Raw genomic sequence first — 21,532 nt, forward strand, 5'->3', positions numbered from 1 at the left:
TTCAACGCCGACTGTGTTGGCGCCCAGTATGCCGTGATCGGCCCCCGGCGCGCGATCACTTGGCGCGATTGAGTCGCCGCAAATTGCCCAACACCGACTCCAGCGCCCGATCGAACAACAAGGTGTCGTCCAGCGCACGCACCGCTCCACGCTGGAACTCAAGAGCCAGGCCGATGCGACTGCGCTCCAGCACTTTCATGCCGGTACGGTCGACAAACACGTACTTGCCCGTCGCTTCTATGATTGCCGCGAGCTTGCAGCGCAGAGTGTTTTCCTCGTCTTCCTGAAACGCAACCCAACTGCCCAGATGCAATTGAGCCACCTGCTGCAGGCCTACGTCGTGATGGGACAGACGCGCCGAGGCTAGCGTCGTTTCACCCTCTTGCGCCATTGGCAAGACGATCTGCTGCGACACCTTGATCATCGCCGGCGCTTCGGCCTGAGCAGATCCACCGGTTCGCTCGAGCACGCGCACATGCAGCGTTTCCAGCTCAGAGAAAAATTCGCTGGTGGCAAACGGATCGAATGCGCAGCGGGTCAGGCCATCGCGCAGCGACTTCAGCAACCCCGGCACCAGCGCCAGCAGACGCATACCAGCCTCAGCATCGTCGTGGCGCTGAACACTCCAGATGAGTTGCTCCATGGTCTGCACATCAGCTTGCCATTCGGCGGACTGGTCGCCATGTTTGAGGCAGGTCAGCAGCAATACCTTGCTCCAGGCGTCCTGCACGAAGGTCACCACCGACGGCGGCAAGACTTTGCCCAACAGTGCCAGATTCAACGCATGCTCGACGCGTCGCCGCGCCAGCTCGGTTTTCGCCCGCCCCTCTTCCGCATCGCGCAGACGTTGCTCGAGGAGTTCGCTGCGCCGACGCTGATCACTGGTGAAAGCGAGAAAGTCAGCCAACAGTTCGGAGAATATCGCCGGATCATCGACAAAATCGGTCAGCAGGCGCTGCACCACTTGTTCGATGCGCAGATACAGACTGTCGCGCGCATCGCTGTCGCAATCCCCCCAGCCCATGGCCGCATCGGCGATTTCATTGAGCAGACGCCGCGCCGGGTGGCTGCTGCGACTGAAGAAACTCTTGTCGAGTACCGCGACCTTGAGCATCGGAATCTGCAATCGGGCGATCAAGGCCTTGAGCGAGTCCGGCAGATTGCGGTCTTCGAGGATGCAGTCGAAGACCATGGCGATCAGGTTGATCACATCCTCATCAGCGCCTCCGACGATCCGCGACTTGCCAGTTCTGACGCTGACCCGCGTCAGCAGTTGTTCGAGCTGGTTACGCAGGTCGAAATCGTCCTGCGCCGCCAGCGCCGGCACATATTGCTGCAAATGCGAGAGCAGGCGCAGCAGGTCGCGCGTGCTGATCGGCTGGGCAGAGGCGCCTGATTCGAGGCTCGGCGCAACACTGCCGCGCACGTTCAGCAGCAACTCCTGCAACGCAGCGAAAACTTCCTGGACACTTTCGTCCGCCGTTACGGGCTCGGCGCTTTCTTCGCGACTGATACTGGCCGCCGCACGATCAATCGCGCGTCGCGCCGGGGCCGGTTTCAGCTCGGGCAACACGCCGGTGGCGCTGAGCAACTGATTGGCTTCGGAATATAACTGTTCGGTGTCGGCCAGCACATAGCGCTCGAACAGCTTGAGCAGGATCAGCTTGACCTTGATCTCAACGCCCAGATTACGGCCGGCCTGCAAAAAGAACTCACAGAGCAGCGCCGGGCCGAGGGGGTTGTGTTGATCGGCAAAGGAATTATCCAGCAATGCGTTGAGGCGCGCGGTCAGTTGCCCCAAGGCGAAGCCATCACGCTTGAGCACGCGGCCGACCATGGTCTCCACGGCGACGGTGCGTTCCATGTCGTCGGTGCGCGGCGCGCAGTCTTCGAACAGCAACGGGTGCGGCAGCGTGTTGTGCGCGGGCTGGTATTGAGTGAGCCCGACAAAGGCTTCGCAGAACTGCTCGAGAAAGCCGCGCTCGATGTTTTTGCGTTTGAGGCGCAAGTCGCGCATCGCCTCAAAAAAGATGTTCTGCTCAACGTCGTTGCGTGCCCGGTCAGCCATTTCGAACAGGGTGTCGTCGGCATTATCGAACAGCTCCTGCAACCCGTGGCGCAGTTGCTGGGCAGCCTTGTCGCGAACCTGAAGCAGAATCACAGGCAGGCGGGCGAGCGGCGAGTGATTCGCCTGATCGGCAGACGCCTTGTACAAAGGCACCACTTTCCCGTCGTTGTGCATCCAAGCCTCCTGAAACGGTGATTCTTTCGGTGAGTCAGGACACCGCCCCTGTGGGAGCGAGCTTGCTCGCGAAGGCGATCTGTCGGTGACATCGCGGGCGAGTAATACCCCACATTCGCGAGCAAGCTCGCTCCCACAGGGTTCAACCCTTCAGCAAAAAAAGACGTCAAGCCTATGACGTCAAATACAAGTCGGATTATCTTGCAAAAGATGTCCGCAGCGCCATAGCCGTCAGGGTTTCCCCTATGCCCGCCCAGTCACCCTCAACTGACCACGCCCCACCGGGGTTTACTCAAAGAAATCGACCAACTGCGGCCAGGCACGCAAGTTCTTGCCTTGGGTTGGCTCGCGCCATGCCCCTATAATCGAATCACTTTGTTTGTGGAGCCCGTTATGCCGAATCTACGTCTCGCCGATTTGACCGCCGAAATCGAAGCCAACGTGCGCCGTGCGTTGCTCGAAGACATCGGCAGCGGCGACATCACCGCGCAACTGATCCCGGCCGAACGTCTGGCCAAAGCCACCATCATCACCCGCGACGACGCCGTTATCTGCGGCACGGCCTGGGTCGATGCGGTGTTTCGCCAGCTCGATCCAAGGGTGGCGGTGCATTGGCAGGTAATCGATGGCGAGCGGGTCAAACCCAATCAGCCACTGTTTCATCTGGAGGGCCCGGCCCGTTCGCTATTGACCGGTGAACGCAGCGCCTTGAACTTCCTGCAATTGCTTTCCGGTGTGGCGACTCGCGCGCAGTATTTGGCAGACTTCGTGGGCGAGACTCAGGTCAAGCTGCTCGACACCCGCAAGACCCTGCCAGGCCTGCGTCTGGCGCAGAAATACGCCGTGACCTGTGGTGGTTGCCACAACCACCGCATCGGCTTGTACGACGCGTTTCTGATCAAGGAAAACCACATCGCTGCCAGCGGTGGGATCGCACAAGCCATTGCCGCCGCGCACAAGATTGCCCCGGGCAAACCTGTGGAAATTGAAGTGGAAAGTCTGCAAGAGCTGAAGGAAGCGCTGGAGGCCGGTGCCGACATCATCATGCTCGACGAACTGAGCCTGGACGACATGCGCGAAGCCGTGCGCCTGAACGGCGGCAAGGCAAAACTGGAGGCCAGCGGCGGCATCAACGAAAACACGCTGCTGCCGATCGCCGAAACCGGGGTGGATTACATCTCGATTGGCGCGATGACCAAGGATGTGAAGGCGGTGGACCTGTCGATGCGTCTCAGCCTTTAAACAGTAGCGGCCAGTTCAAAGGTGCAAGCTGCAAGCCAAAGCTGTTCCGCTTTGACCTGTAGCTTGCGGCTTGGAGCTAGCAGCTCTCGTCAAACGACGAGATTGTTCATCTCGCAGTACTCTTCCCACTCGACGCCAAGCACTTCAGCCGCCTCCTTGTGCAGAACAAGGCGCTGGGCCTCGAACTCCTCCGGCGTGCTTGTGTACTTGAGCGTCAGCTCCCACGGCTGCAAGCCCTGGGATTCAGCTTCGTCTTCGAACGCCCACTGGATCTGATCTTTCTGATCATCGGCACTCAAGTCCTTGATCTCCTCCTTCAGATCGGGCACGTCAAGAATGTACTTTTCCAGCGCTTGTTCGTGGCGTTGCTCTTGAGTTAATTCGGTCATGTCGTTCTCGCTGATCATAGGAATGGAAGATGGATCTGGATCATCAAGGATCTCTCTGACGCGGATTGTCCGGCCTTCGGAACCATTCGGGATCATCTGAAAACTGCAGGGCGATGCTCATGCAGGCACCGAATATAGGACGTTTGCATGAGGAATTACACGGCTCTTTACATCTCTCTCACAAAAAGCTGACCTGCGGAACATAAATGCCGATTCCAAGTCATAGCGATGTGCCACTTCGGCGCTCATCCGCTGTTCACAAGGAAAACCAGTGATGCGCAGCTTTTTGAAAATTTCCTCTGTAGTGTCCACGACTGCTCTGATCGCCGCTCTGGCGTTGCCGGCAAGCGCAATGGCTGTTGAGTTGAGCAACAGCAGCCCGTCCTATGGCGACAAGGTTCCTCTGATTCACAACGATTACGGCAAAGACGTCGTCATCCGAAGTGACATCAGCATCGATGAACTGAAAAAAATGCGTGACACCGTCAGCGATCAATCGCGCCAGATCGAAGAACTCAAGCGCAGCAGCGGCTCCAGTTCCAGCTCCAGCGGCAAGGAACTCGACGAGTTGAAGAACAAGGTCAAAGAACAGGATCGTGAGTTGGATACTCTCGGCCGCCAGGTTGAAGAGCTCAAGCGCAACAGTGGCTCAAGCTCCAATTCGAGCAGCAGTGAGATTTCGAACCTGAAGCAGAAGATCAACGATCAGGACCGAGCGATGGATCAGCTCAAACGTACCGTCGAGGATCTGAGCCGCAAGGTGAAATAAAGGGGATCGTGCCCGAGACAGGAATCGAACCTGCGACCTTCGCGTTACGAGTGCGCTGCTCTACCGGCTGAGCTACACGGGCGGTGGAGTAAACCTAGCACCGGTTTTCACAAACGCAAAGTTAGCAGCGCCTGCATGGCTCACCGCAGGCTGCGATTTTTTATGGTTTTCCACAGACAAAAAAATGCCCCGCCGTTTTCACGGCGGGGCATTTTTATTGCGCTAAAGCTTTGGGGTGATTAAACGCCCGAAGCCTTGGCCGCTGCCACGTCTTTGATGGACAGCTTGATACGGCCGCGGTTGTCCACGTCCAGTACCAGCACTTCCACTTCCTGGCCTTCTTTCAGGATGTCGGTCACTTTCTCAACGCGAGCGTCGCTCAGCATCGAGATGTGAACCAGACCGTCCTTGCCCGGCAGGATGTTGACGAATGCGCCGAAGTCGACGATGCGCTCAACCTTGCCGACGTAGATCTTGCCGATCTCGGCTTCAGCGGTGATGCCCAGAACGCGCTGACGTGCAGCTTCAGCAGCTTCCTTGGTTTCGCCGAAGATCTTGATCGAACCGTCGTCTTCGATGTCGATCGAAGCCTTGGTTTCTTCGCAGATCGCACGGATGGTCGCGCCACCTTTACCGATAACATCACGGATCTTGTCGGTGTCGATTTTCATCGCGATCATGGTCGGAGCATTTTCCGACAGCTCGTTACGCGACTGACCAATGATCTGGTTCATCTGGCCGAGGATGTTCAGGCGCGCTTCCAGGGCTTGGCCCAGAGCGATTTCCATGATCTCTTCGGTGATGCCCTTGATCTTGATGTCCATCTGCAGCGCGGTCACACCTTTGGCGGTACCCGCTACTTTGAAGTCCATGTCGCCCAGGTGGTCTTCGTCACCGAGGATATCGGTAAGAATGGCGAACTTCTCGCCTTCTTTAACCAGACCCATGGCGATACCCGCAACCGGCGCCTTCATCGGCACACCAGCGTCCATCAATGCCAGGGAAGCACCGCAAACGGAAGCCATCGAGCTCGAACCGTTCGATTCGGTGATTTCCGAGACAACACGGATGGTGTACGGGAACACGTCAGCGGCAGGCAGCATGGCGGCAATCGAACGACGGGCCAGACGGCCGTGACCGATTTCGCGACGACCAGCGCCACCCATGCGACCACACTCGCCCACCGAGAACGGAGGGAAGTTGTAGTGCAGCATGAACGGGTCTTTTTTCTCGCCTTCCAGGGTGTCCAGCAGTTGTGCGTCACGGGCAGTACCCAGAGTCGCGACTACCAGAGCCTGGGTTTCACCACGGGTGAACAAAGCCGAACCGTGAGTCTTCGGCAGAACGCCGACTTCGATGTTCAGCGGACGTACGGTTTTGGTGTCGCGACCGTCTATACGTGGCTTGCCGTTTACGATGTTTTCGCGAACGGTGCGGTATTCGATTTCGCCGAATGCAGCTTTGACGTCGCTGGACGAAGGCTGGCCTTCTTCACCGGACAGCTTGGCCACAACCTGATCCTTCAACTCGCCCAGGCGAGCATAACGGTCGGCCTTGACTGTGATGGTGTAGGCGTCGGAGATCGCAGTGCCGAACTCGGAGCGGATAGCGCCCAGCAGTTCAGTCGCTTCGGCTTGTGGAGCCCAGGCCCAGGTAGGCTTGGCAGCTTCAGCAGCCAGTTCTTTAACAGCGTTGATCACAACCTGGAACTCGTCGTGAGCAAACAGTACAGCGCCCAGCATCTGGTCTTCGGTCAGCTCTTTGGCTTCCGATTCAACCATCAACACGGCTTCCGAGGTACCGGCAACGACCATGTCCAGGCTCGATGCTTTCTGTTGCTCGTAAGTCGGGTTCAGCAGGTAGCCGGTGCTTTCGTGGAAAGCAACGCGAGCGGCGCCGATCGGACCGTCGAACGGGATGCCCGAGATAGCCAGGGCAGCCGAAGTACCGATCATCGCAGCGACGTCCGGATCGGTCTTTTTGCTGGTGGAAACGACGGTGCAGACAACCTGCACTTCGTTCATGAAACCTTCTGGGAACAGCGGACGGATCGGACGGTCGATCAGTCGGGAAGTCAGGGTTTCTTTCTCGGAAGGACGGCCTTCGCGCTTGAAGAAACCGCCAGGGATCTTACCGGCAGCGTAAGTCTTTTCCTGGTAGTGAACGGAAAGAGGGAAGAAGCCTTTGCTTGGGTCTGCGTGCTTGGCGCCAACAACGGTCACCAGTACGGTCACGTCGTCATCAACAGTAACCAGCACTGCGCCGGAGGCTTGACGGGCAATACGGCCTGTCTCGAGGGTAACGGTCGACTGACCGAACTGGAATTTTTTGATTACCGGGTTCACGGTGTCCTACCTTCTTTGTGGCTCTTGGGGAACTGGTTTCTTGCGAAATTCTTGGGCAATGCCGGGAATCGGCCCGACGCCTGTCCAGGGTAAAACGTGTATCCAGATAAAACTTGAGGCTGGGAGCCTGCCCGAAGCCCGCGGAAACCGCGGACGTCTGACAAACAACCAACCTCAGAGCGCAATCGCTTATTAGCGACGCAGACCCAGGCGACCGATCAGAGTCTGATAACGACCCAGATCCTTGCCTTTCAGGTAGTCCAGCAGCTTACGACGCTGGTTTACCATGCGGATCAGACCACGACGGGAGTGGTGATCTTTACCGTTGGCCTTGAAGTGACCCTGCAGCTTGTTGATGTTGTGGGTCAGCAGTGCAACTTGCACTTCTGGCGAACCAGTGTCACCAACAGCTTGCTGGTAGTCAGCAACGATTTGAGCTTTTTCTTGAACGTCGAGAGCCATGAGGCAATCCTTTTATCAGGAAACTGTTTCAGGGAAACAGCTTCAACAGGCCAGGGACAAATCCCTGTATCTATAAATGAGTCGTGACCGTGCCTGTTAACAGCCACACTCGCCAGCCTGCTGTTACACAGGCTGGTTTCGGTCATTCTGACCGAATCAAACGACGTGGCGCGATGCGCCCGTCTTCGCTCACTTCACCGATACCGATGAAGCGACCATTGTGATCCTGTACCCGAACCATGCCGAACTTCGGAGCATCCGGGGCACGTACCGGCTGGCCGTTGAGCCAGTAGAACGCGCTCGCTTCCGAAAAGTGCAGCAGCGGCCAATCCAGCAAGCCGCTGTCCGATGGCATCAGGAAGCGGTCAACCGCTTCGTTGCCGCCTTCGGCATGTACCGCTTCAAGCTCTTCGAGGGTAACGGTCTGCGCCAGGGTGAAAGGCCCGGCCTGGGTACGGCGCAATTCTGCGACGTACGCACCACAACCGAGTTGCTCACCAATATCCTCCACCAGGGTGCGAATATAGGTGCCCTTGCTGCAATCCACCGCAAGCCGCGCAGTATCGCCTTCGAAGGCCAGTAATTCCAAGCGCGCAATAGTAACAGAACGCGGTTCACGCTCCACTACTTCGCCTGCACGTGCCAGCTTGTACAGCGGCTGACCATCACGCTTGAGCGCTGAGTACATCGGTGGTATCTGACTGATTTGGCCGCGAAAATTCGGCAACGCAGCCTCGACATCGGCGCGACCAACGGTCACCGGGCGCTCCTGCAAAACCTCACCTTCGGCATCCGCCGTGGTGGTGGTCTTGCCCAACTGCGCCAGGGTTTCATAACCCTTGTCGGAATCGAGCAGGTACTGCGAGAACTTGGTGGCCTCACCGAAGCACAGCGGCAGTACGCCGGTGGCCAGTGGGTCGAGACTGCCAGTATGCCCGGCTTTCTCGGCGTTGAGCAGCCAGCGAACCTTCTGCAGCGCAGCGTTTGAGGTGAACCCCAGCGGCTTGTCGAGCAGGATGATGCCGCTGACGTTACGACGGATACGTTTGACCTGAGCCACCGAGTTACTCCTTGGTGTCTTCAGGTGCTGGAACGACAACGTGCTGATTGTCTTCAGCAACAGCGCGCTCGATCAGCGCCGACAGGTGCGCACCACGGACAACGGATTCGTCGTAGTGGAAGTGCAATTGCGGCACGCTGCGCAGCTTCATTTCGCGGGCCAGTTGCATACGCAGGAAACCTGCGGCGGCATTCAGTACCTTGATGCTTTGCGCGATGTCTTCTGCGTTGTCCTGCCCCATCACGGTGATGAAAATCTTGGCGTGACCGACGTCACGGCTGACTTCCACTGCGGTAATAGTCACCAGGCCGACGCGCGGATCTTTGACTTCACGACGGATCAGCTGGGCCAGCTCACGCTGCATCTGATCGCCGATACGTTGGGTACGGCTGTATTCTTTTGCCATGATTTGTTACCTGTTACTGCCCCACGGTGAAACCCGCAAGGTCTGAAAGCGGCAAACGCCCGGCCTGACAAAAGCCAGACCGGGCGTTGCGTTTAGAGTCCTGACGCCGTGCCGCGCATTTTCATGCGACGGCCCGACGTGGCCCTTGAAGTGCGCGAGTTAGAGGCTGCGAGCAACCTGAACCTTCTCGAAGACTTCGATCTTGTCACCGACTTTGACGTCGTTGTAGCTCTTCACGCCGATACCGCATTCCATGCCGGCACGTACTTCGGAAGCGTCATCCTTGAAGCGGCGCAGGGATTCCAGCTCGCCTTCGAAGATCACGATGTCTTCACGCAGTACACGGATCGGACGGTTACGGTGCACAACACCTTCGATCACCATGCAGCCTGCGATCGCGCCAAACTTCGGCGAACGGAACACGTCACGCACTTCTGCGACACCCAGAATGTTCTCGCGAACATCGCTGCCGAGCATACCGGTCAGGGCTTTCTTGACGTCTTCGATGATGTCGTAGATCACGTTGTAGTAACGCATATCCAGACCTTCCTGCTCGACGATCTTCCGTGCGCCAGCATCGGCACGCACGTTGAAGCCGAACAGTACAGCGCTCGAAGCCAGTGCCAGGTTGGCATCGGACTCGGTGATACCACCGACACCGCCGCCGACTACGCGCACTTGCACTTCGTCGTTGCCCAGGCCATTCAGAGCGCCTTGCAGAGCTTCCAACGAACCACGGACGTCAGATTTGAGGACGATGTTGAGCGTCTTCTTCTCTGCCTGACCCATGTTTTCGAAGATGTTTTCCAGCTTGCCGGCGTGAGCGCGAGCCAGTTTGACTTCGCGGAACTTGCCTTGACGGAACAGAGCCACTTCACGGGCTTTCTTCTCGTCGGCAACCACACTCATCTCGTCGCCAGCGTCCGGGGTACCGTCCAGGCCGAGAATCTCGACAGGGATGGAAGGACCGGCTTCCTTGATTGGCTTGCCGTTCTCGTCGAGCATGGCACGCACGCGGCCATAGTTCGAACCGACCAGAACCATGTCGCCTTGGCGCAGGGTACCGTCTTGCACCAGAACGGTTGCAACCGGGCCACGACCTTTGTCGAGACGCGATTCAACCACAACACCACGACCTGGAGCCGACGGAGTTGCTTTCAGTTCGAGAACTTCAGCTTGCAGCAGAACGGCTTCAAGCAGGTCGTCGACGCCAGTACCGAGTTTCGCGGAAACCGATACGAACGGCGTTTCACCGCCCCACTCTTCCGACGTCACGCCGTGAACCGACAATTCGCTACGGATGCGATCGAGGTCAGCGCCCGGCTTGTCGATCTTGTTCACTGCGACAACCAGTGGAACGCCAGCGGCTACCGCGTGCTGAACAGCTTCAATGGTCTGCGGCATCACGCCGTCGTCCGCTGCAACTACCAGGATCACGATGTCGGTCGCCTTGGCACCACGGGCACGCATTGCGGTAAACGCGGCGTGACCAGGGGTGTCGAGGAAGGTAACCATGCCGCGTTCGGTTTCAACGTGGTACGCACCGATGTGCTGGGTGATACCGCCGGCTTCGCCAGCAGCTACCTTGGCACGACGGATGTAGTCGAGCAGCGACGTCTTACCGTGGTCAACGTGGCCCATTACGGTCACAACTGGCGCACGGGAGAACGACTCACCTTCAAACTTCAGGGACTCGGCCAGGGAATCTTCCAGGGCGGTGTCGCTGACCAGGGTCACTTTGTGGCCCAGTTCTTCGGCTACCAGTTGAGCAGTTTCCTGATCAAGCACCTGGTTGATGGTCGCTGGAGTGCCCAGTTTGAACATGAACTTGATGATTTCAGCGGCCTTGACCGACATCTGATTGGCGAGATCGCCAACAGTGATGGTCTCGCCGATCTGCACATCACGCACGACAGGGCCGGTTGGGCTCTGGAAACCGTGAGCGTTGCGCTTCTTCAGCTTGGCCTTGCCTCGACCACCACGACGGAAGCCATCGCTTTCTTCGTCGGTAGTACGTGGCGCAACACGTGGCGCTGGCGCTTTCTCTTTGACCGATGCGCGATGCGGAGCGTTTTTGCGCTCGCCATCACCACCGCCACTGCGACGATTGTTGTCGTCGGCACGTGGTTTGTCCGGACGGCGCTGTTCGTTCTGCTTGTTACGAACGTCAGCAGACGGCGCTGGAGCAGCGGCAACCACCGGCGCGCTTTCACGTACCGGCTCAGCAACTGCAGCAGGAGCTGCAACGGCGGCGCTAGTAGCGGTTTGCGCAGAGCCAGGATTGCGGCGTGCTTCTTCTTCGGCGCGCTGCTTGGCTTCTTGCTCAGTCTTCTGGCGGGCAGCATTTTCTACTGCGCGACGCTCATCCAGTTCACGCTTGCGCTCGGCTTCGATTTCTTCCGGGCTGCGCTGTACGAAAACTTTCTTTTTGCGAACTTCAACGCTGATGCTCTTGCTACCAGCCACACGCAGGGTGCTGGTGGTTTTACGCTGCAGCGTGATCTTGCGTGGTTCTTCCACTTTCGCCTTGTGGCTGCTTTTCAAGTGAGTCAGCAAAGATTGCTTCTCACTGTCAGTCACATTTTCTTCGGCGGCGGTGTGCGGCAGACCTGCCTCACGCATCTGCTGCAACAGGCGCTCTACCGGTGTTTTGACCTCATCGGCCAGTTGTTTCACCGTGACTTGCGTCATGCACTTCTCTCCTCAGGCCGCGCCTAATTACTCGAACCAATGGGCTCGGGCGGCCATGATCAACTTGCCGGCACGATCATCGTCAATGCCGTCGATGTCGAGCAGGTCGTCAATAGACTGCTCGGCCAGGTCTTCGCGGGTAATTACGCCGCGCACCGCCAGTTCCATCGCCAAATCCTTGTCCATACCCTCAAGCGAGAGCAGGTCTTCGGCCGGATGGGCGTCTGCCAGCTTTTCCTCAGTAGCGATGGCTTTGGTCAACAAACGATCCTTGGCACGAGCGCGAAGCTCGTTGACGGTATCTTCGTCAAAGCCGTCGATGTTGAGCATTTCTTCCAACGGTACGTAGGCAATCTCTTCCAGGCTGGTGAAGCCTTCATCTACCAGCACCTGCGCCAGGTCTTCGTCGACTTCCAGCTCGTCGATGAAGTTGCGCAGGATGTCGCCGGTTTCTGCTTGCTGCTTAGCCTGGATGTCCGATTCGGTCATCACGTTCAGGGTCCAGCCAGTCAACTGGCTTGCCAGACGCACGTTCTGACCACCACGACCGATGGCCTGAGCCAGATTGTCTGCGCCAACGGCGATGTCCATTGCATGGGCATCTTCGTCAACGATAATTGCCGCAACCTCGGCCGGGGACATGGCGTTGATCACGAACTGAGCCGGGTTGTCGTCCCACAGGACGATATCAACACGCTCACCGCCCAACTCACCCGACACTGCCTGGACGCGCGAACCGCGCATACCGATGCAAGCGCCTTGCGGGTCGATGCGTTTGTCCTTGGAGCGGACGGCGATCTTGGCACGCGAACCCGGGTCACGGGACGCAGCCATTACTTCGATCAGACCTTCAGCAATTTCCGGCACTTCGATGCGGAACAGCTCGATCAGCATTTCCGGCGCGGTACGCGACAGGATCAGCTGCGGGCCGCGGTTCTCGGTGCGGATTTCCTTGAGCAGCGCACGCAGACGCACGCCGACACGGAAGGTTTCGCGAGAAATGATGTCTTCACGGGCCAGCAACGCCTCGGCGTTGTTGCCCAGATCGACGATCACGTTGTCGCGAGTCACTTTCTTCACGGTGCCGGAGATGATTTCTCCCAGGCGTTCGCGATAGGCGTCGACCACTTGAGCGCGCTCGGCTTCACGCACTTTCTGCACAATGACTTGCTTGGCAGTCTGTGCAGCAATGCGGCCGAACTCGATGGAATCGATTTTTTCTTCAACGACGTCGCCAACGTTGGCACCAGGATGCGTTTCGGCAACCTTGCTCGGCCAGGTTTCGATAGCCGGATCGTCAAGATCATTCTCTTCGACGACCGTCCAGCGACGGAAAGTTTCGTATGCCCCGGTGTGGCGGTTAATTTCCACACGCAGGTCAACTTCGTCTTCAAAACGCTTTTTGGTAGCAGTGGCCAGAGCCAGCTCCAGCGCTTCAAAAATTACGCTTGCCGGTACGCCCTTTTCATTGGATACCGACTCAACAACCAGCAGTACTTCTTTGCTCATCGTACGCCTCGCCTTTCGCAAGCCATTGGATCCGCGGGATCCGCGTCTCAGTCAAAACTGGGAATAATGTTGGCCTTGTCGATCATATCGATCGGCAACAGAAACTCATGGTCATCTACCTGCACCACGACATCCTGTTCTTCTACACCGCGCAGAAGGCCCTGAAAGTTGCGTCGACCTTCAAAAGGCGAGCGCAGCTTGATCTTCACTTGTGCACCGACAAACTGGGCGAACTGCTCGATAGTGAACAGTGGGCGCTCCATGCCAGGCGAGGAAACTTCGAGGGTGTATTCAACGGTGATTGGATCTTCAACATCCAGGACTCCGCTGATCTGACGGCTGACAATGGCGCAATCGTCCACCAGCACACCGCCCTCTTTATCGATATAAACGCGCAACATCGAGTGACGACCTTGAGCCGAAAACTCAATACCCCAGCATTCATAGCCTAGGGCCACGACCACCGGGGCCAGCAAGGCCTGCAACTCTTCTAGCTTGCTCGACACCTGAACCCCCTAGTGCATGTATGTGCATGCTATGCAGAATAAAAAAATGGGCGAAACGCCCATCCTTGAAACGCCGTCGAACAGCGGCGTTGAAAGTGTCCAGCTAACAAAAAGCCCCTTAAAAGGGGCTCTTTAAACTGGTTGCGGGGGCCGGATTTGAACCGACGACCTTCGGGTTATGAGCCCGACGAGCTACCAGACTGCTCCACCCCGCGACAAAGCTGGGGCGGAAGTATACGACCGATCCCTTATAGGGTCAATCTACCTTCCACCTGCAAGAAAGCCCGCAACAGCGGGCTATCCTGACTAATTGGTACCGAGAAGGGGACTCGAACCCCTACACCCTATGGGCACAACCACCTCAAGGTTGCGTGTCTACCAATTCCACCACCTCGGCAAAACTACAATGAAACCCTTCTTACTTTTGCTCTTGAGCTGGAGGTACGTCAGTCGCTGGAGAAGCCGACTTTTGCTCTTGAAGCACCGGGACATCATCAGAAGCCGGTTGTTGCTTAGGTACTTCCAACACTGCTGGATCTGGCAAACCTGCTTGAGTCAGCTGATGAGCTTTCTCTTTAGCAAAGTAACCTAACCCCAAGCTGGTTATGAAGAAACCGGCGGCAAGTATAGCAGTAAACTTACTAAGAAAGGTAGAGGAACCTTGGCTTCCGAAGACAGTATTTGAAGCACCTGCTCCGAAAGACGCGCCAGCGTCCGCACCCTTACCCTGCTGCAGCAAAACCAGAGCAACTACGCCCAATGCACCCAGCAGATGAAAAACGACTACGACTGTTTCCAGCATTTTTTCAGTTTCCCGCGGCGCGACAGATCGCACCGAACTCATCTGCATTCAGGGAAGCTCCACCAATGAGCCCCCCATCGATATCCGGCATGCCGAACAGTTCGACCGCATTGGCCGCCTTCACGCTGCCGCCGTATAGAAGCCGCACACCTCGTGCGACTTCAGAATTCTCTGCCGCCAACTGCTCACGAATGGCTTTATGCACATCCTGAGCCTGCTGCGGCGTTGCGGTCAGCCCGGTACCAATGGCCCAGACCGGCTCGTAAGCTATTACCGCCTTGGCAAAAGCACCTACACCCAGCTCCTCAATAATGCTGCCCAGCTGACGCCCGACAACCTCAAGAGTTTTACCGGCTTCGCGCTGCTCAAGGGTTTCCCCTATACACAACACCGGAATCAAGCCACATGCCTGTGCCGCTGCGAACTTGCGATTCAGCATTCCGTCTCGCTCGCCCATTATCTGACGGCGTTCGGAGTGCCCGACAAGCACCAGGGAACAACCTGCATCCACCAACTGACTCGGCGCAATCTCACCGGTCAACGCACCTTGCATGGATTCCACCGCAGAATTCTGCGCACCGACCGAAATCGACTTGCCTTTCAAGCCATCAATCACTTGATTGATATGCAAGCAAGGCGGGAATACTGCGACATCAACACCGCTTGGCAAGGCCAGATGACGAAGGCCATTGATCAGCTCAGCGACGCTGGCGCGGGTACCGTGCATCTTCCAGTTACCAGCTACCATAGGGCGACGCATGCTGTACCTCGTCGGTCAAAGTGGGCGCAGATGTTACCCAACACAATCATGGCTTGCAAGCCGTATCAGGCAGAAACTTCAGTTACCAGTTTCGCCAGTTCTTCGGCATAGCCGCGAACAAGGGTTTCGTCCTCGCCTTCGACCATCACGCGCACCAGAGGCTCTGTGCCGGACTTGCGCAGGAGCACACGTCCACGCCCCGCCATTGCCTGGGTTACGCGCGCACTGGCTTCCTTGACTGCCGGATGTTCCAGAGGGCTTTCGCCACCGCCGAAACGCACATTGATCAGCACCTGAGGGCACTTGCGCAACGCTTGGCGAGCTAGCGCCAGGCCTTCGTTACGCGTTTTGAGCGCCATCAGCACTTGCAGAGCCGCAATGATCGCGTCGCCCGTCGTGGTGTGATTGAAGCAAACGACATGTCCAGAGTTTTCACCACCGACCAGCCAATTACGCTCCAGCAATTCAGCGATCACATGGCGATCGCCGACATTGGCACGAATGAATGGAATAGAAAGATCGGCGAGCGCCAATTCCAGACCAAGGTTACTCATCAGGGTGCCGACCACGCCGCCCTGCAGCTTTCCACGCTCATGCAAATCACGCGCAATGATGAACAGCAACTCGTCGCCATCGACGATGGCGCCGGTGTGATCGACCATCAATACTCGATCGCCATCACCATCAAAGGCGATGCCCAGGTCAGCGTGCTCTGACAATACTGCCGCCTGCAGCTGACCCATATGGGTCGAACCGCAGTTGTCATTGATATTCAGGCCATTGGGTTGGGCCGATAGAACGACAACGTCTGCACCAAGCTCACGGAAAACGCTTGGAGCAACCTTATAGGTGGCGCCGTGGGCGCAGTCGATGACAATTTTCAGCCCGGAAAAAGTGGTGCCGGTAGGCACACTGCTCTTGCAGAATTCAATGTAACGGCCTGACGCATCGTTGATCCGCGACACCTTGCCGATCTTGCTCGACTCGACCACGGTCATCGGGGTGTCGAGCAGCTCTTCGATCATCAACTCCAGCTCGTCCGGAAGCTTGGTGCCTTTTCCGGAGAAGAATTTGATGCCGTTATCATCATGCGGGTTGTGCGAAGCACTGATCACAATGCCAGCCTCAGCCTGGAACGTGCGCGCCAGGTAAGCAATGGCGGGCGTCGGCATTGGACCGAGCAGCATGACATCGGCACCCGCCGATGTCAGACCAGCCTCGAGGGCCGACTCGAACATGTAGCCGGAAATTCGCGTGTCTTTGCCGACCAATACCTTGCAGGCACCCATCTTGCGGAACGCCATGCCGGCAGCCCAACCAAGCTTGAGCATGAAGTCAGGAGTAATCGGATATTCACCGACTCGACCACGAATGCCGTCAGTACCAAAATATTTCTTGCTCATAAGTGCTCCATCATTCTTATTCGGCTGATTCGACGGCCGCGATCATTCGTACGACATCTATCGTTTGCGCCACATCATGGACACGCAATATACGCGCACCCTTGACCGACGCCAGTGCAGCCAGAGCCAGACCACCATACAAACGCTCGCCCACAGGACGATTCAATGCATGCCCGATCATGCTCTTGCGCGAAACACCCACCAGCAAGGGGCGGCCCAGCTCATGCAGGGCTTCCATATGTTTGAACAAACTTAGATTGTGCTGCAAGGTTTTGGCGAAGCCAAAGCCGGGATCAAGGATGATTCTATCAGCCGGAATACCTGCCAATGCACATCGCGCCATGCGCTCGGCGAGAAACTCGCCCACTTCCCGAGTAACATCATCGTATTGAGGATTGTCCTGCATATCACCCGGCTCTCCGAGCATATGCATCAGGCAGACCGGCAAACCGGTTGCCGCTGCCGCATCCAGTGCCCCATCACGCCGTAGCGATCGCACATCGTTGATCAACCCTGCTCCCAGCCGCGCGGTTTCGCGCATCACGGCAGGTGTCGACGTATCGACCGAGATGATCACGTCGAGTTCGCGATTGATCAGCTCGACAATAGGCGCCACGCGCTCGAGCTCTTCCAGCGGTGACACCGCGCGCGCACCAGGGCGAGTGGATTCGCCGCCAACATCAATTAACGTCGCGCCAGCCGCAACCATGGCTTCGGCGTGACGCAAGGCCTCGTCGAGCTGGTTATATCGGCCGCCATCGGAAAAGGAATCGGGAGTGACATTGAGAATGCCCATGACATGCGTCTGGGCCAAATCAAGAACCCGGTTGCCGCAAGGCAACCGGGTCAGGGACTGAACAGAAGTCATTTCAAACCTTAAACGTCAGCAGCCGGGCCGCCGATCGGTGTTTCCGGACGCTCATCCTGGACAACTGGCGGCGGCGGTGTACCGGTACCCCCCGACCAATCGCGAGGCTCGCGAGGCGTACGGCCAGCCATGATGTCGTCGATCTGTTCAGCGTCGATTGTCTCGTACTTCATCAAAGCATCAGCCATCGCATCGAGCTTGTCACGGTTGTCCGTGAGGATCTGCTTGGCCGTGCCGTAGCACTGATCAATGATACTGCGTACTTCGGAGTCGATCAGCTTGGCGGTATCACCAGAGAAGCTGGCAGCCTGGCCACCACCGCCGCGACCGAGGAACACTTCTCCCTCTTCTTCGGCATACATCAGCGGACCAAGTTTTTCCGACAGACCCCACTTGGTCACCATGTTTCGCGCAATCTGACTTGCACGCATGATGTCGTTGGAAGCACCGGTGGTGACACCGTCGAAGCCCAGGGTCATTTCTTCAGCGATACGACCGCCGTACAGCGAGCAGATCTGACTGATCAACGCACGCTTGGACAGGCTATAGCGATCCTCTTCCGGCAGGAACATCGTCACACCCAGTGCACGACCGCGCGGAATGATCGAAACTTTGTAGACCGGATCATGCTCAGGCACGACGCGACCAACAATAGCGTGGCCAGCTTCGTGATAAGCGGTGTTCTGCTTTTCTTTTTCGGACATGACCATCGACTTGCGCTCGGCGCCCATCATGATCTTGTCTTTGGCCAGCTCGAATTCCTTCATCTCGACGATGCGCTTGCCGCTGCGCGCAGCGAAAAGCGAAGCTTCGTTGACCAGGTTGGCCAGATCGGCACCGGAGAAGCCCGGGGTACCACGCGCGATAACACCTGGAGCGACGTCGTCACCCATCGGCACTTTACGCATGTGAACCTTGAGAATCTGTTCGCGACCACGGATGTCCGGCAGACCAACCACAACCTGCCGGTCGAAACGGCCCGGACGCAGCAGCGCAGGGTCGAGTACGTCAGGACGGTTGGTTGCAGCGATCACGATGATGCCGTCATTCATTTCAAAGCCGTCCATCTCAACCAGCAACTGGTTGAGAGTCTGCTCACGCTCATCGTGACCACCGCCCATGCCGGCACCACGATGGCGACCGACGGCGTCGATTTCATCAATGAAGATGATGCAAGGAGCGTGCTTCTTGGCCTGCTCGAACATGTCACGGACGCGGCTCGCACCGACACCAACGAACATCTCGACAAAGTCAGAACCGGAAATGGTGAAGAACGGCACCTTGGCCTCGCCGGCAATTGCCTTGGCCAGCAAGGTTTTACCGGTACCCGGAGGACCGACCATCAGTACACCGCGAGGAATTCGACCGCCCAGACGCTGGAACTTGCCCGGATCACGGAGGAACTCAACCAGTTCACCAACTTCTTCCTTGGCTTCATCGCAACCGGCAACGTCAGCCAAAGTGGTTTTCACCTGATCTTCGGACAGCAGGCGCGCCTTGCTCTTGCCAAAGCTCATCGGCCCGCCCTTGCCACCCGCACCGCCCTGCATCTGGCGCATGAAGAACATGAACACCGCGATGATCACCAGGATCGGGAAGCTGGCGACCAGAAGCTGGGTCCAGATGCTTTGCTGCTCAGGCTGCTTGCCTTCAACCACAACGTGGTTGTCGACCAGATCGCCGATCAGGCCATTGTCCTGAATAGCCGGACGAATGGTCTTGAAGCTGTCGCCATCGCTGCGTTTGCCGGTAATCACATAACCATCAACGGCTACGCGCTCGACCTTGCCATCCTTGACCTGCTGGATGAAGTCGGAATAGTTGAGGGTCTGCGGCTCGTTAGGGCTGGAGAAGTTGTTCATCACCGTCACCAGGACAGCCGCGATGATCAACCACAGGATCAGATTCTTTGCCATATCGTTCAATTAACTACCCTCTGAAGCAAGCTCCGCTACTGGCGCGCGCTTCGCATGATATTCACCGGCCTAACTTACTACATTACCTACAACTCTGGCAGGCGCCGTCTGTAACCCTTTGTGAAACACTTTCTACACAATATTCGTTAATGCGTCCGGAGCGAAATGCGAAAAACCTATCGCCCTGGTCGAATCACGTCACTTTACTCGCTGCGGCCGCGATATCCCCAAGCCAGCATGTATTGCTCTCTGGAGCTGCCCCGTGACGAGTCCGGCTTGATCATCTGGATCTTGTCGAACTTCTTGCGAGCGTCCTTCAGGTAAACATCGAAACCTTCGCCCTGAAAGATCTTGATAACAAAATTACCACCCGGCTTGAGTATCCGCTCCGCCAAATCAAGAGCCAGCTCGCAAAGGAACATGGCTTTGGGCATATCCACTTCAGGCGTACCACTCATATTGGGGGCCATATCGGAAATCACAAGGTCCACTTGCGAATTACCCACGGCTTCAAGGATGCGCGCGAGCACTGCGTCTTCGGTGAAGTCCCCCTGAATGAAAGTCACGTCAGGAATACTGTCCATCTCCAGGATGTCCGAGGCGATCAGACGCCCCTGACCACCGATCAGCCGGCTAGTGACCTGAGACCAGCCACCAGGCGCCGCACCCAGGTCGACAACGCTCATGCCAGGACGGATCAGCTTGTATTTCTCCTGGACCTCCAGAAGTTTGTAACTCGCACGCGAACGGTAGCCATCCTTCTGTGCCTGCTTCACATAGGGATCATTGACATGTCTTTTCAGCCAACCAAGGCTTGTCTTGGAACGCGCCATTGGGCACCTCGATGATAAGGGTCGTGATTAGTTGGGCGGATCCACGAACCCTCGGGTAAAATGGCCGCCATTTTACAGAATCCAGACGAAAGGGTCAGATTATGCCGCTCACTCCAGAGCAGAAGAAACAGTACAAATCCATTGGCCACCATCTGAAACCAGTTCTGACTGTGGCTGACAACGGTTTGACTGAAGGTGTGTTAGCCGAACTTGAACGCGCTTTGGCGGATCACGAGCTGATCAAAATCAAGCTCAACATCCTCGATCGCGAGTCGCGCCTGGCGTCCATTGCAGAACTGTGCAAGGTCGGCAAGGCTGATCTGGTTCAGGTCATCGGCAAGATGGCACTGCTTTACCGCAAGAACTTCAGCGTCAACAAGCAGCTGTCGAACGTTCATCGCTTCAAGTGATGACAAGGGTCAAGGGTGTGCTTCGCGCACCCTGCCACTCCATCCCGGTACCGGTTGCATCACCAGCACCAGCCCGGAAAACCCCAGCACCAGATAACTGAACACCTGCCAGCGCTGCGCATCAGGCCAGCCGACACGCACTGCGACATACATCGCACACGCGTACAACGCCATCAACAGTACCTGCCCGCGAAAATCCCGCCATAGACTGGCAAGGCCTTCGGCCTGTAAAAGCACCAAAGCCTGAAATATCACGCATGCAGCGGAAAAACCCACCACCAGCACTTCAAATGCACTGGCAACTTCGTCGATCAACAGCGGCGCCAGGCCAATCTTGACCAACGCCGGCTGCAAACCGAAATGAATCAGCCAGAGACCGCCAACCCACAACATCTGGGTCAGCTGCCAAAGCATGGCGCCCGCATGCAGCGGGCGCCCGGTTTCAAATGTGACGGACTTCGACAATCTCGTACTCGATAACGCCGCCTGGCGTTTTCACGGCGACCGTATCGCCCTCTTCCTTGCCGATCAAGGCGCGGGCCAGAGGCGAACCGACCGAAATCTTGCCGAGTTTGAAGTCAGCCTCATCCTCACCCACGATGTGGTAAGTGACGCTTTCATCAGTCTCGACGTTGGCGATTTCGACGGTGGTACCGAAGATCACTTTGCCGGTATGAGGAATGGTCGTGACATCAATGATGACCTGATTCTGAATCCGGCCTTCGATGTCACGAATCCGCGCCTCGACCATGCCCTGCTGTTCGCGGGCGGCATGGTATTCCGCGTTCTCTTTCAGGTCACCCAACTCGCGGGCCGTCCCGATGTCCTGGCTGAGCTTCGGACGGACGACCTTGGTCAGGTGAGTGTGTTCTTCTTCCAGGGCTTTCGCGCCCTGAACTGTCATTGGGTACTTGGTTAT

The 21,532-nt window shown here is 57.2% G+C and carries 20 protein-coding genes and 3 tRNA genes; 3 read left to right on the top strand and 20 right to left on the bottom strand.

Annotation, left to right across the window (positions count from 1 at the left end):
* Nucleotides 1–55 precede the first annotated feature (55 nt).
* Nucleotides 56–2,242: a DUF1631 domain-containing protein gene (locus AB4P92_RS11175; protein WP_395599371.1), complete on the bottom strand. Its 2,187-nt coding sequence runs from the start codon at nucleotides 2,240–2,242 to the stop codon at nucleotides 56–58.
* 393 nt (nucleotides 2,243–2,635) lie between these two features.
* Between AB4P92_RS11175 and nadC the strand changes: the two genes are divergently transcribed.
* On the top strand, nucleotides 2,636–3,484 hold the full coding sequence (gene nadC / locus AB4P92_RS11180) for a carboxylating nicotinate-nucleotide diphosphorylase (RefSeq protein WP_042557600.1): 849 nt from the start codon (nucleotides 2,636–2,638) through the stop codon (nucleotides 3,482–3,484).
* A gap of 89 nt (nucleotides 3,485–3,573) precedes the next feature.
* On the opposite strand, the gene AB4P92_RS11185 is transcribed toward nadC, so the two are convergent.
* On the bottom strand, nucleotides 3,574–3,873 hold the full coding sequence (locus AB4P92_RS11185) for a DUF6388 family protein (RefSeq protein ID WP_042561953.1): 300 nt from the start codon (nucleotides 3,871–3,873) through the stop codon (nucleotides 3,574–3,576).
* A 274-nt stretch (nucleotides 3,874–4,147) separates the two neighbouring features.
* On the opposite strand from AB4P92_RS11185, the gene AB4P92_RS11190 reads away from it, so the two are divergent.
* Nucleotides 4,148–4,642, top strand: coding sequence for a hypothetical protein (locus AB4P92_RS11190; RefSeq protein ID WP_047299741.1), 495 nt, complete (start codon nucleotides 4,148–4,150; stop codon nucleotides 4,640–4,642).
* Between the two features lie 9 nt (nucleotides 4,643–4,651).
* Here AB4P92_RS11190 and AB4P92_RS11195 read toward each other — a convergent pair.
* The 16 genes from AB4P92_RS11195 to rlmE all read right to left on the bottom strand — a co-directional run bounded on the left by AB4P92_RS11195 (nucleotide 4,652) and on the right by rlmE (nucleotide 20,203).
* Nucleotides 4,652–4,724, bottom strand: a tRNA-Thr gene (locus AB4P92_RS11195).
* A gap of 157 nt (nucleotides 4,725–4,881) precedes the next feature.
* Complete coding sequence (gene pnp, locus AB4P92_RS11200) at nucleotides 4,882–6,987, bottom strand: polyribonucleotide nucleotidyltransferase (protein ID WP_042557598.1); 2,106 nt, start codon at nucleotides 6,985–6,987, stop codon at nucleotides 4,882–4,884.
* 192 nt (nucleotides 6,988–7,179) lie between these two features.
* Nucleotides 7,180–7,449: a 30S ribosomal protein S15 gene (gene rpsO, locus AB4P92_RS11205; RefSeq protein ID WP_003177875.1), complete on the bottom strand. Its 270-nt coding sequence runs from the start codon at nucleotides 7,447–7,449 to the stop codon at nucleotides 7,180–7,182.
* 142 nt (nucleotides 7,450–7,591) lie between these two features.
* Complete coding sequence (truB, locus tag AB4P92_RS11210; protein ID WP_042557597.1) at nucleotides 7,592–8,509, bottom strand: tRNA pseudouridine(55) synthase TruB; 918 nt, start codon at nucleotides 8,507–8,509, stop codon at nucleotides 7,592–7,594.
* A gap of 4 nt (nucleotides 8,510–8,513) precedes the next feature.
* On the bottom strand, nucleotides 8,514–8,915 hold the full coding sequence (gene rbfA / locus AB4P92_RS11215) for a 30S ribosome-binding factor RbfA (protein ID WP_042557596.1): 402 nt from the start codon (nucleotides 8,913–8,915) through the stop codon (nucleotides 8,514–8,516).
* Between the two features lie 159 nt (nucleotides 8,916–9,074).
* On the bottom strand, nucleotides 9,075–11,606 hold the full coding sequence (infB, locus tag AB4P92_RS11220) for a translation initiation factor IF-2 (RefSeq protein ID WP_042557595.1): 2,532 nt from the start codon (nucleotides 11,604–11,606) through the stop codon (nucleotides 9,075–9,077).
* 27 nt (nucleotides 11,607–11,633) lie between these two features.
* Entirely contained in the window at nucleotides 11,634–13,115 is a 1,482-nt protein-coding gene (nusA, locus tag AB4P92_RS11225) for a transcription termination factor NusA (RefSeq protein ID WP_042557594.1), read from the bottom strand.
* A 47-nt stretch (nucleotides 13,116–13,162) separates the two neighbouring features.
* Entirely contained in the window at nucleotides 13,163–13,621 is a 459-nt protein-coding gene (gene rimP, locus AB4P92_RS11230; protein WP_042557593.1) for a ribosome maturation factor RimP, read from the bottom strand.
* Between the two features lie 138 nt (nucleotides 13,622–13,759).
* Nucleotides 13,760–13,836, bottom strand: a tRNA-Met gene (locus AB4P92_RS11235).
* 96 nt (nucleotides 13,837–13,932) lie between these two features.
* A tRNA-Leu gene (locus AB4P92_RS11240) sits at nucleotides 13,933–14,018 on the bottom strand.
* Between the two features lie 21 nt (nucleotides 14,019–14,039).
* Nucleotides 14,040–14,423, bottom strand: coding sequence for a preprotein translocase subunit SecG (secG, locus tag AB4P92_RS11245; RefSeq protein ID WP_123418240.1), 384 nt, complete (start codon nucleotides 14,421–14,423; stop codon nucleotides 14,040–14,042).
* A 4-nt stretch (nucleotides 14,424–14,427) separates the two neighbouring features.
* Nucleotides 14,428–15,183 (bottom strand): triose-phosphate isomerase, encoded by a 756-nt coding sequence (tpiA, locus tag AB4P92_RS11250; RefSeq protein WP_042557591.1) that lies wholly within the window; start codon nucleotides 15,181–15,183, stop codon nucleotides 14,428–14,430.
* A gap of 65 nt (nucleotides 15,184–15,248) precedes the next feature.
* The gene (gene glmM / locus AB4P92_RS11255; protein ID WP_395599372.1) at nucleotides 15,249–16,586 is read right to left on the bottom strand and encodes a phosphoglucosamine mutase; all 1,338 of its coding nucleotides are present in this window, start codon (nucleotides 16,584–16,586) and stop codon (nucleotides 15,249–15,251) included.
* A 16-nt stretch (nucleotides 16,587–16,602) separates the two neighbouring features.
* Nucleotides 16,603–17,454 (bottom strand): dihydropteroate synthase, encoded by an 852-nt coding sequence (folP, locus tag AB4P92_RS11260; RefSeq protein WP_261736779.1) that lies wholly within the window; start codon nucleotides 17,452–17,454, stop codon nucleotides 16,603–16,605.
* Nucleotides 17,455–17,462: 8 nt separating this feature from the next.
* Nucleotides 17,463–19,370, bottom strand: coding sequence for an ATP-dependent zinc metalloprotease FtsH (ftsH, locus tag AB4P92_RS11265; RefSeq protein WP_042557588.1), 1,908 nt, complete (start codon nucleotides 19,368–19,370; stop codon nucleotides 17,463–17,465).
* A 203-nt stretch (nucleotides 19,371–19,573) separates the two neighbouring features.
* Nucleotides 19,574–20,203 carry a 23S rRNA (uridine(2552)-2'-O)-methyltransferase RlmE gene (gene rlmE / locus AB4P92_RS11270; RefSeq protein WP_042557587.1) on the bottom strand — a complete coding sequence of 210 codons (630 nt, stop codon included), beginning with the start codon at nucleotides 20,201–20,203 and terminating at the stop codon, nucleotides 19,574–19,576.
* 101 nt (nucleotides 20,204–20,304) lie between these two features.
* On the opposite strand from rlmE, the gene AB4P92_RS11275 reads away from it, so the two are divergent.
* Nucleotides 20,305–20,613, top strand: coding sequence for a YhbY family RNA-binding protein (locus AB4P92_RS11275; RefSeq protein ID WP_042557586.1), 309 nt, complete (start codon nucleotides 20,305–20,307; stop codon nucleotides 20,611–20,613).
* A 9-nt stretch (nucleotides 20,614–20,622) separates the two neighbouring features.
* Here AB4P92_RS11275 and AB4P92_RS11280 read toward each other — a convergent pair whose 3' ends face one another.
* Both AB4P92_RS11280 and greA read right to left on the bottom strand, forming a co-directional pair.
* Nucleotides 20,623–21,027: a hypothetical protein gene (locus tag AB4P92_RS11280; protein ID WP_042561952.1), complete on the bottom strand. Its 405-nt coding sequence runs from the start codon at nucleotides 21,025–21,027 to the stop codon at nucleotides 20,623–20,625.
* Between the two features lie 28 nt (nucleotides 21,028–21,055).
* The gene (gene greA / locus AB4P92_RS11285) at nucleotides 21,056–21,532 is read right to left on the bottom strand and encodes a transcription elongation factor GreA (protein ID WP_042561951.1); all 477 of its coding nucleotides are present in this window, start codon (nucleotides 21,530–21,532) and stop codon (nucleotides 21,056–21,058) included.

Origin of the sequence: Pseudomonas sp. A0308 (genome assembly GCF_044218815.1) — a bacterium.
In the GTDB taxonomy this organism is placed as follows: Bacteria; Pseudomonadota; Gammaproteobacteria; order Pseudomonadales; family Pseudomonadaceae; genus Aquipseudomonas; species Aquipseudomonas iridis.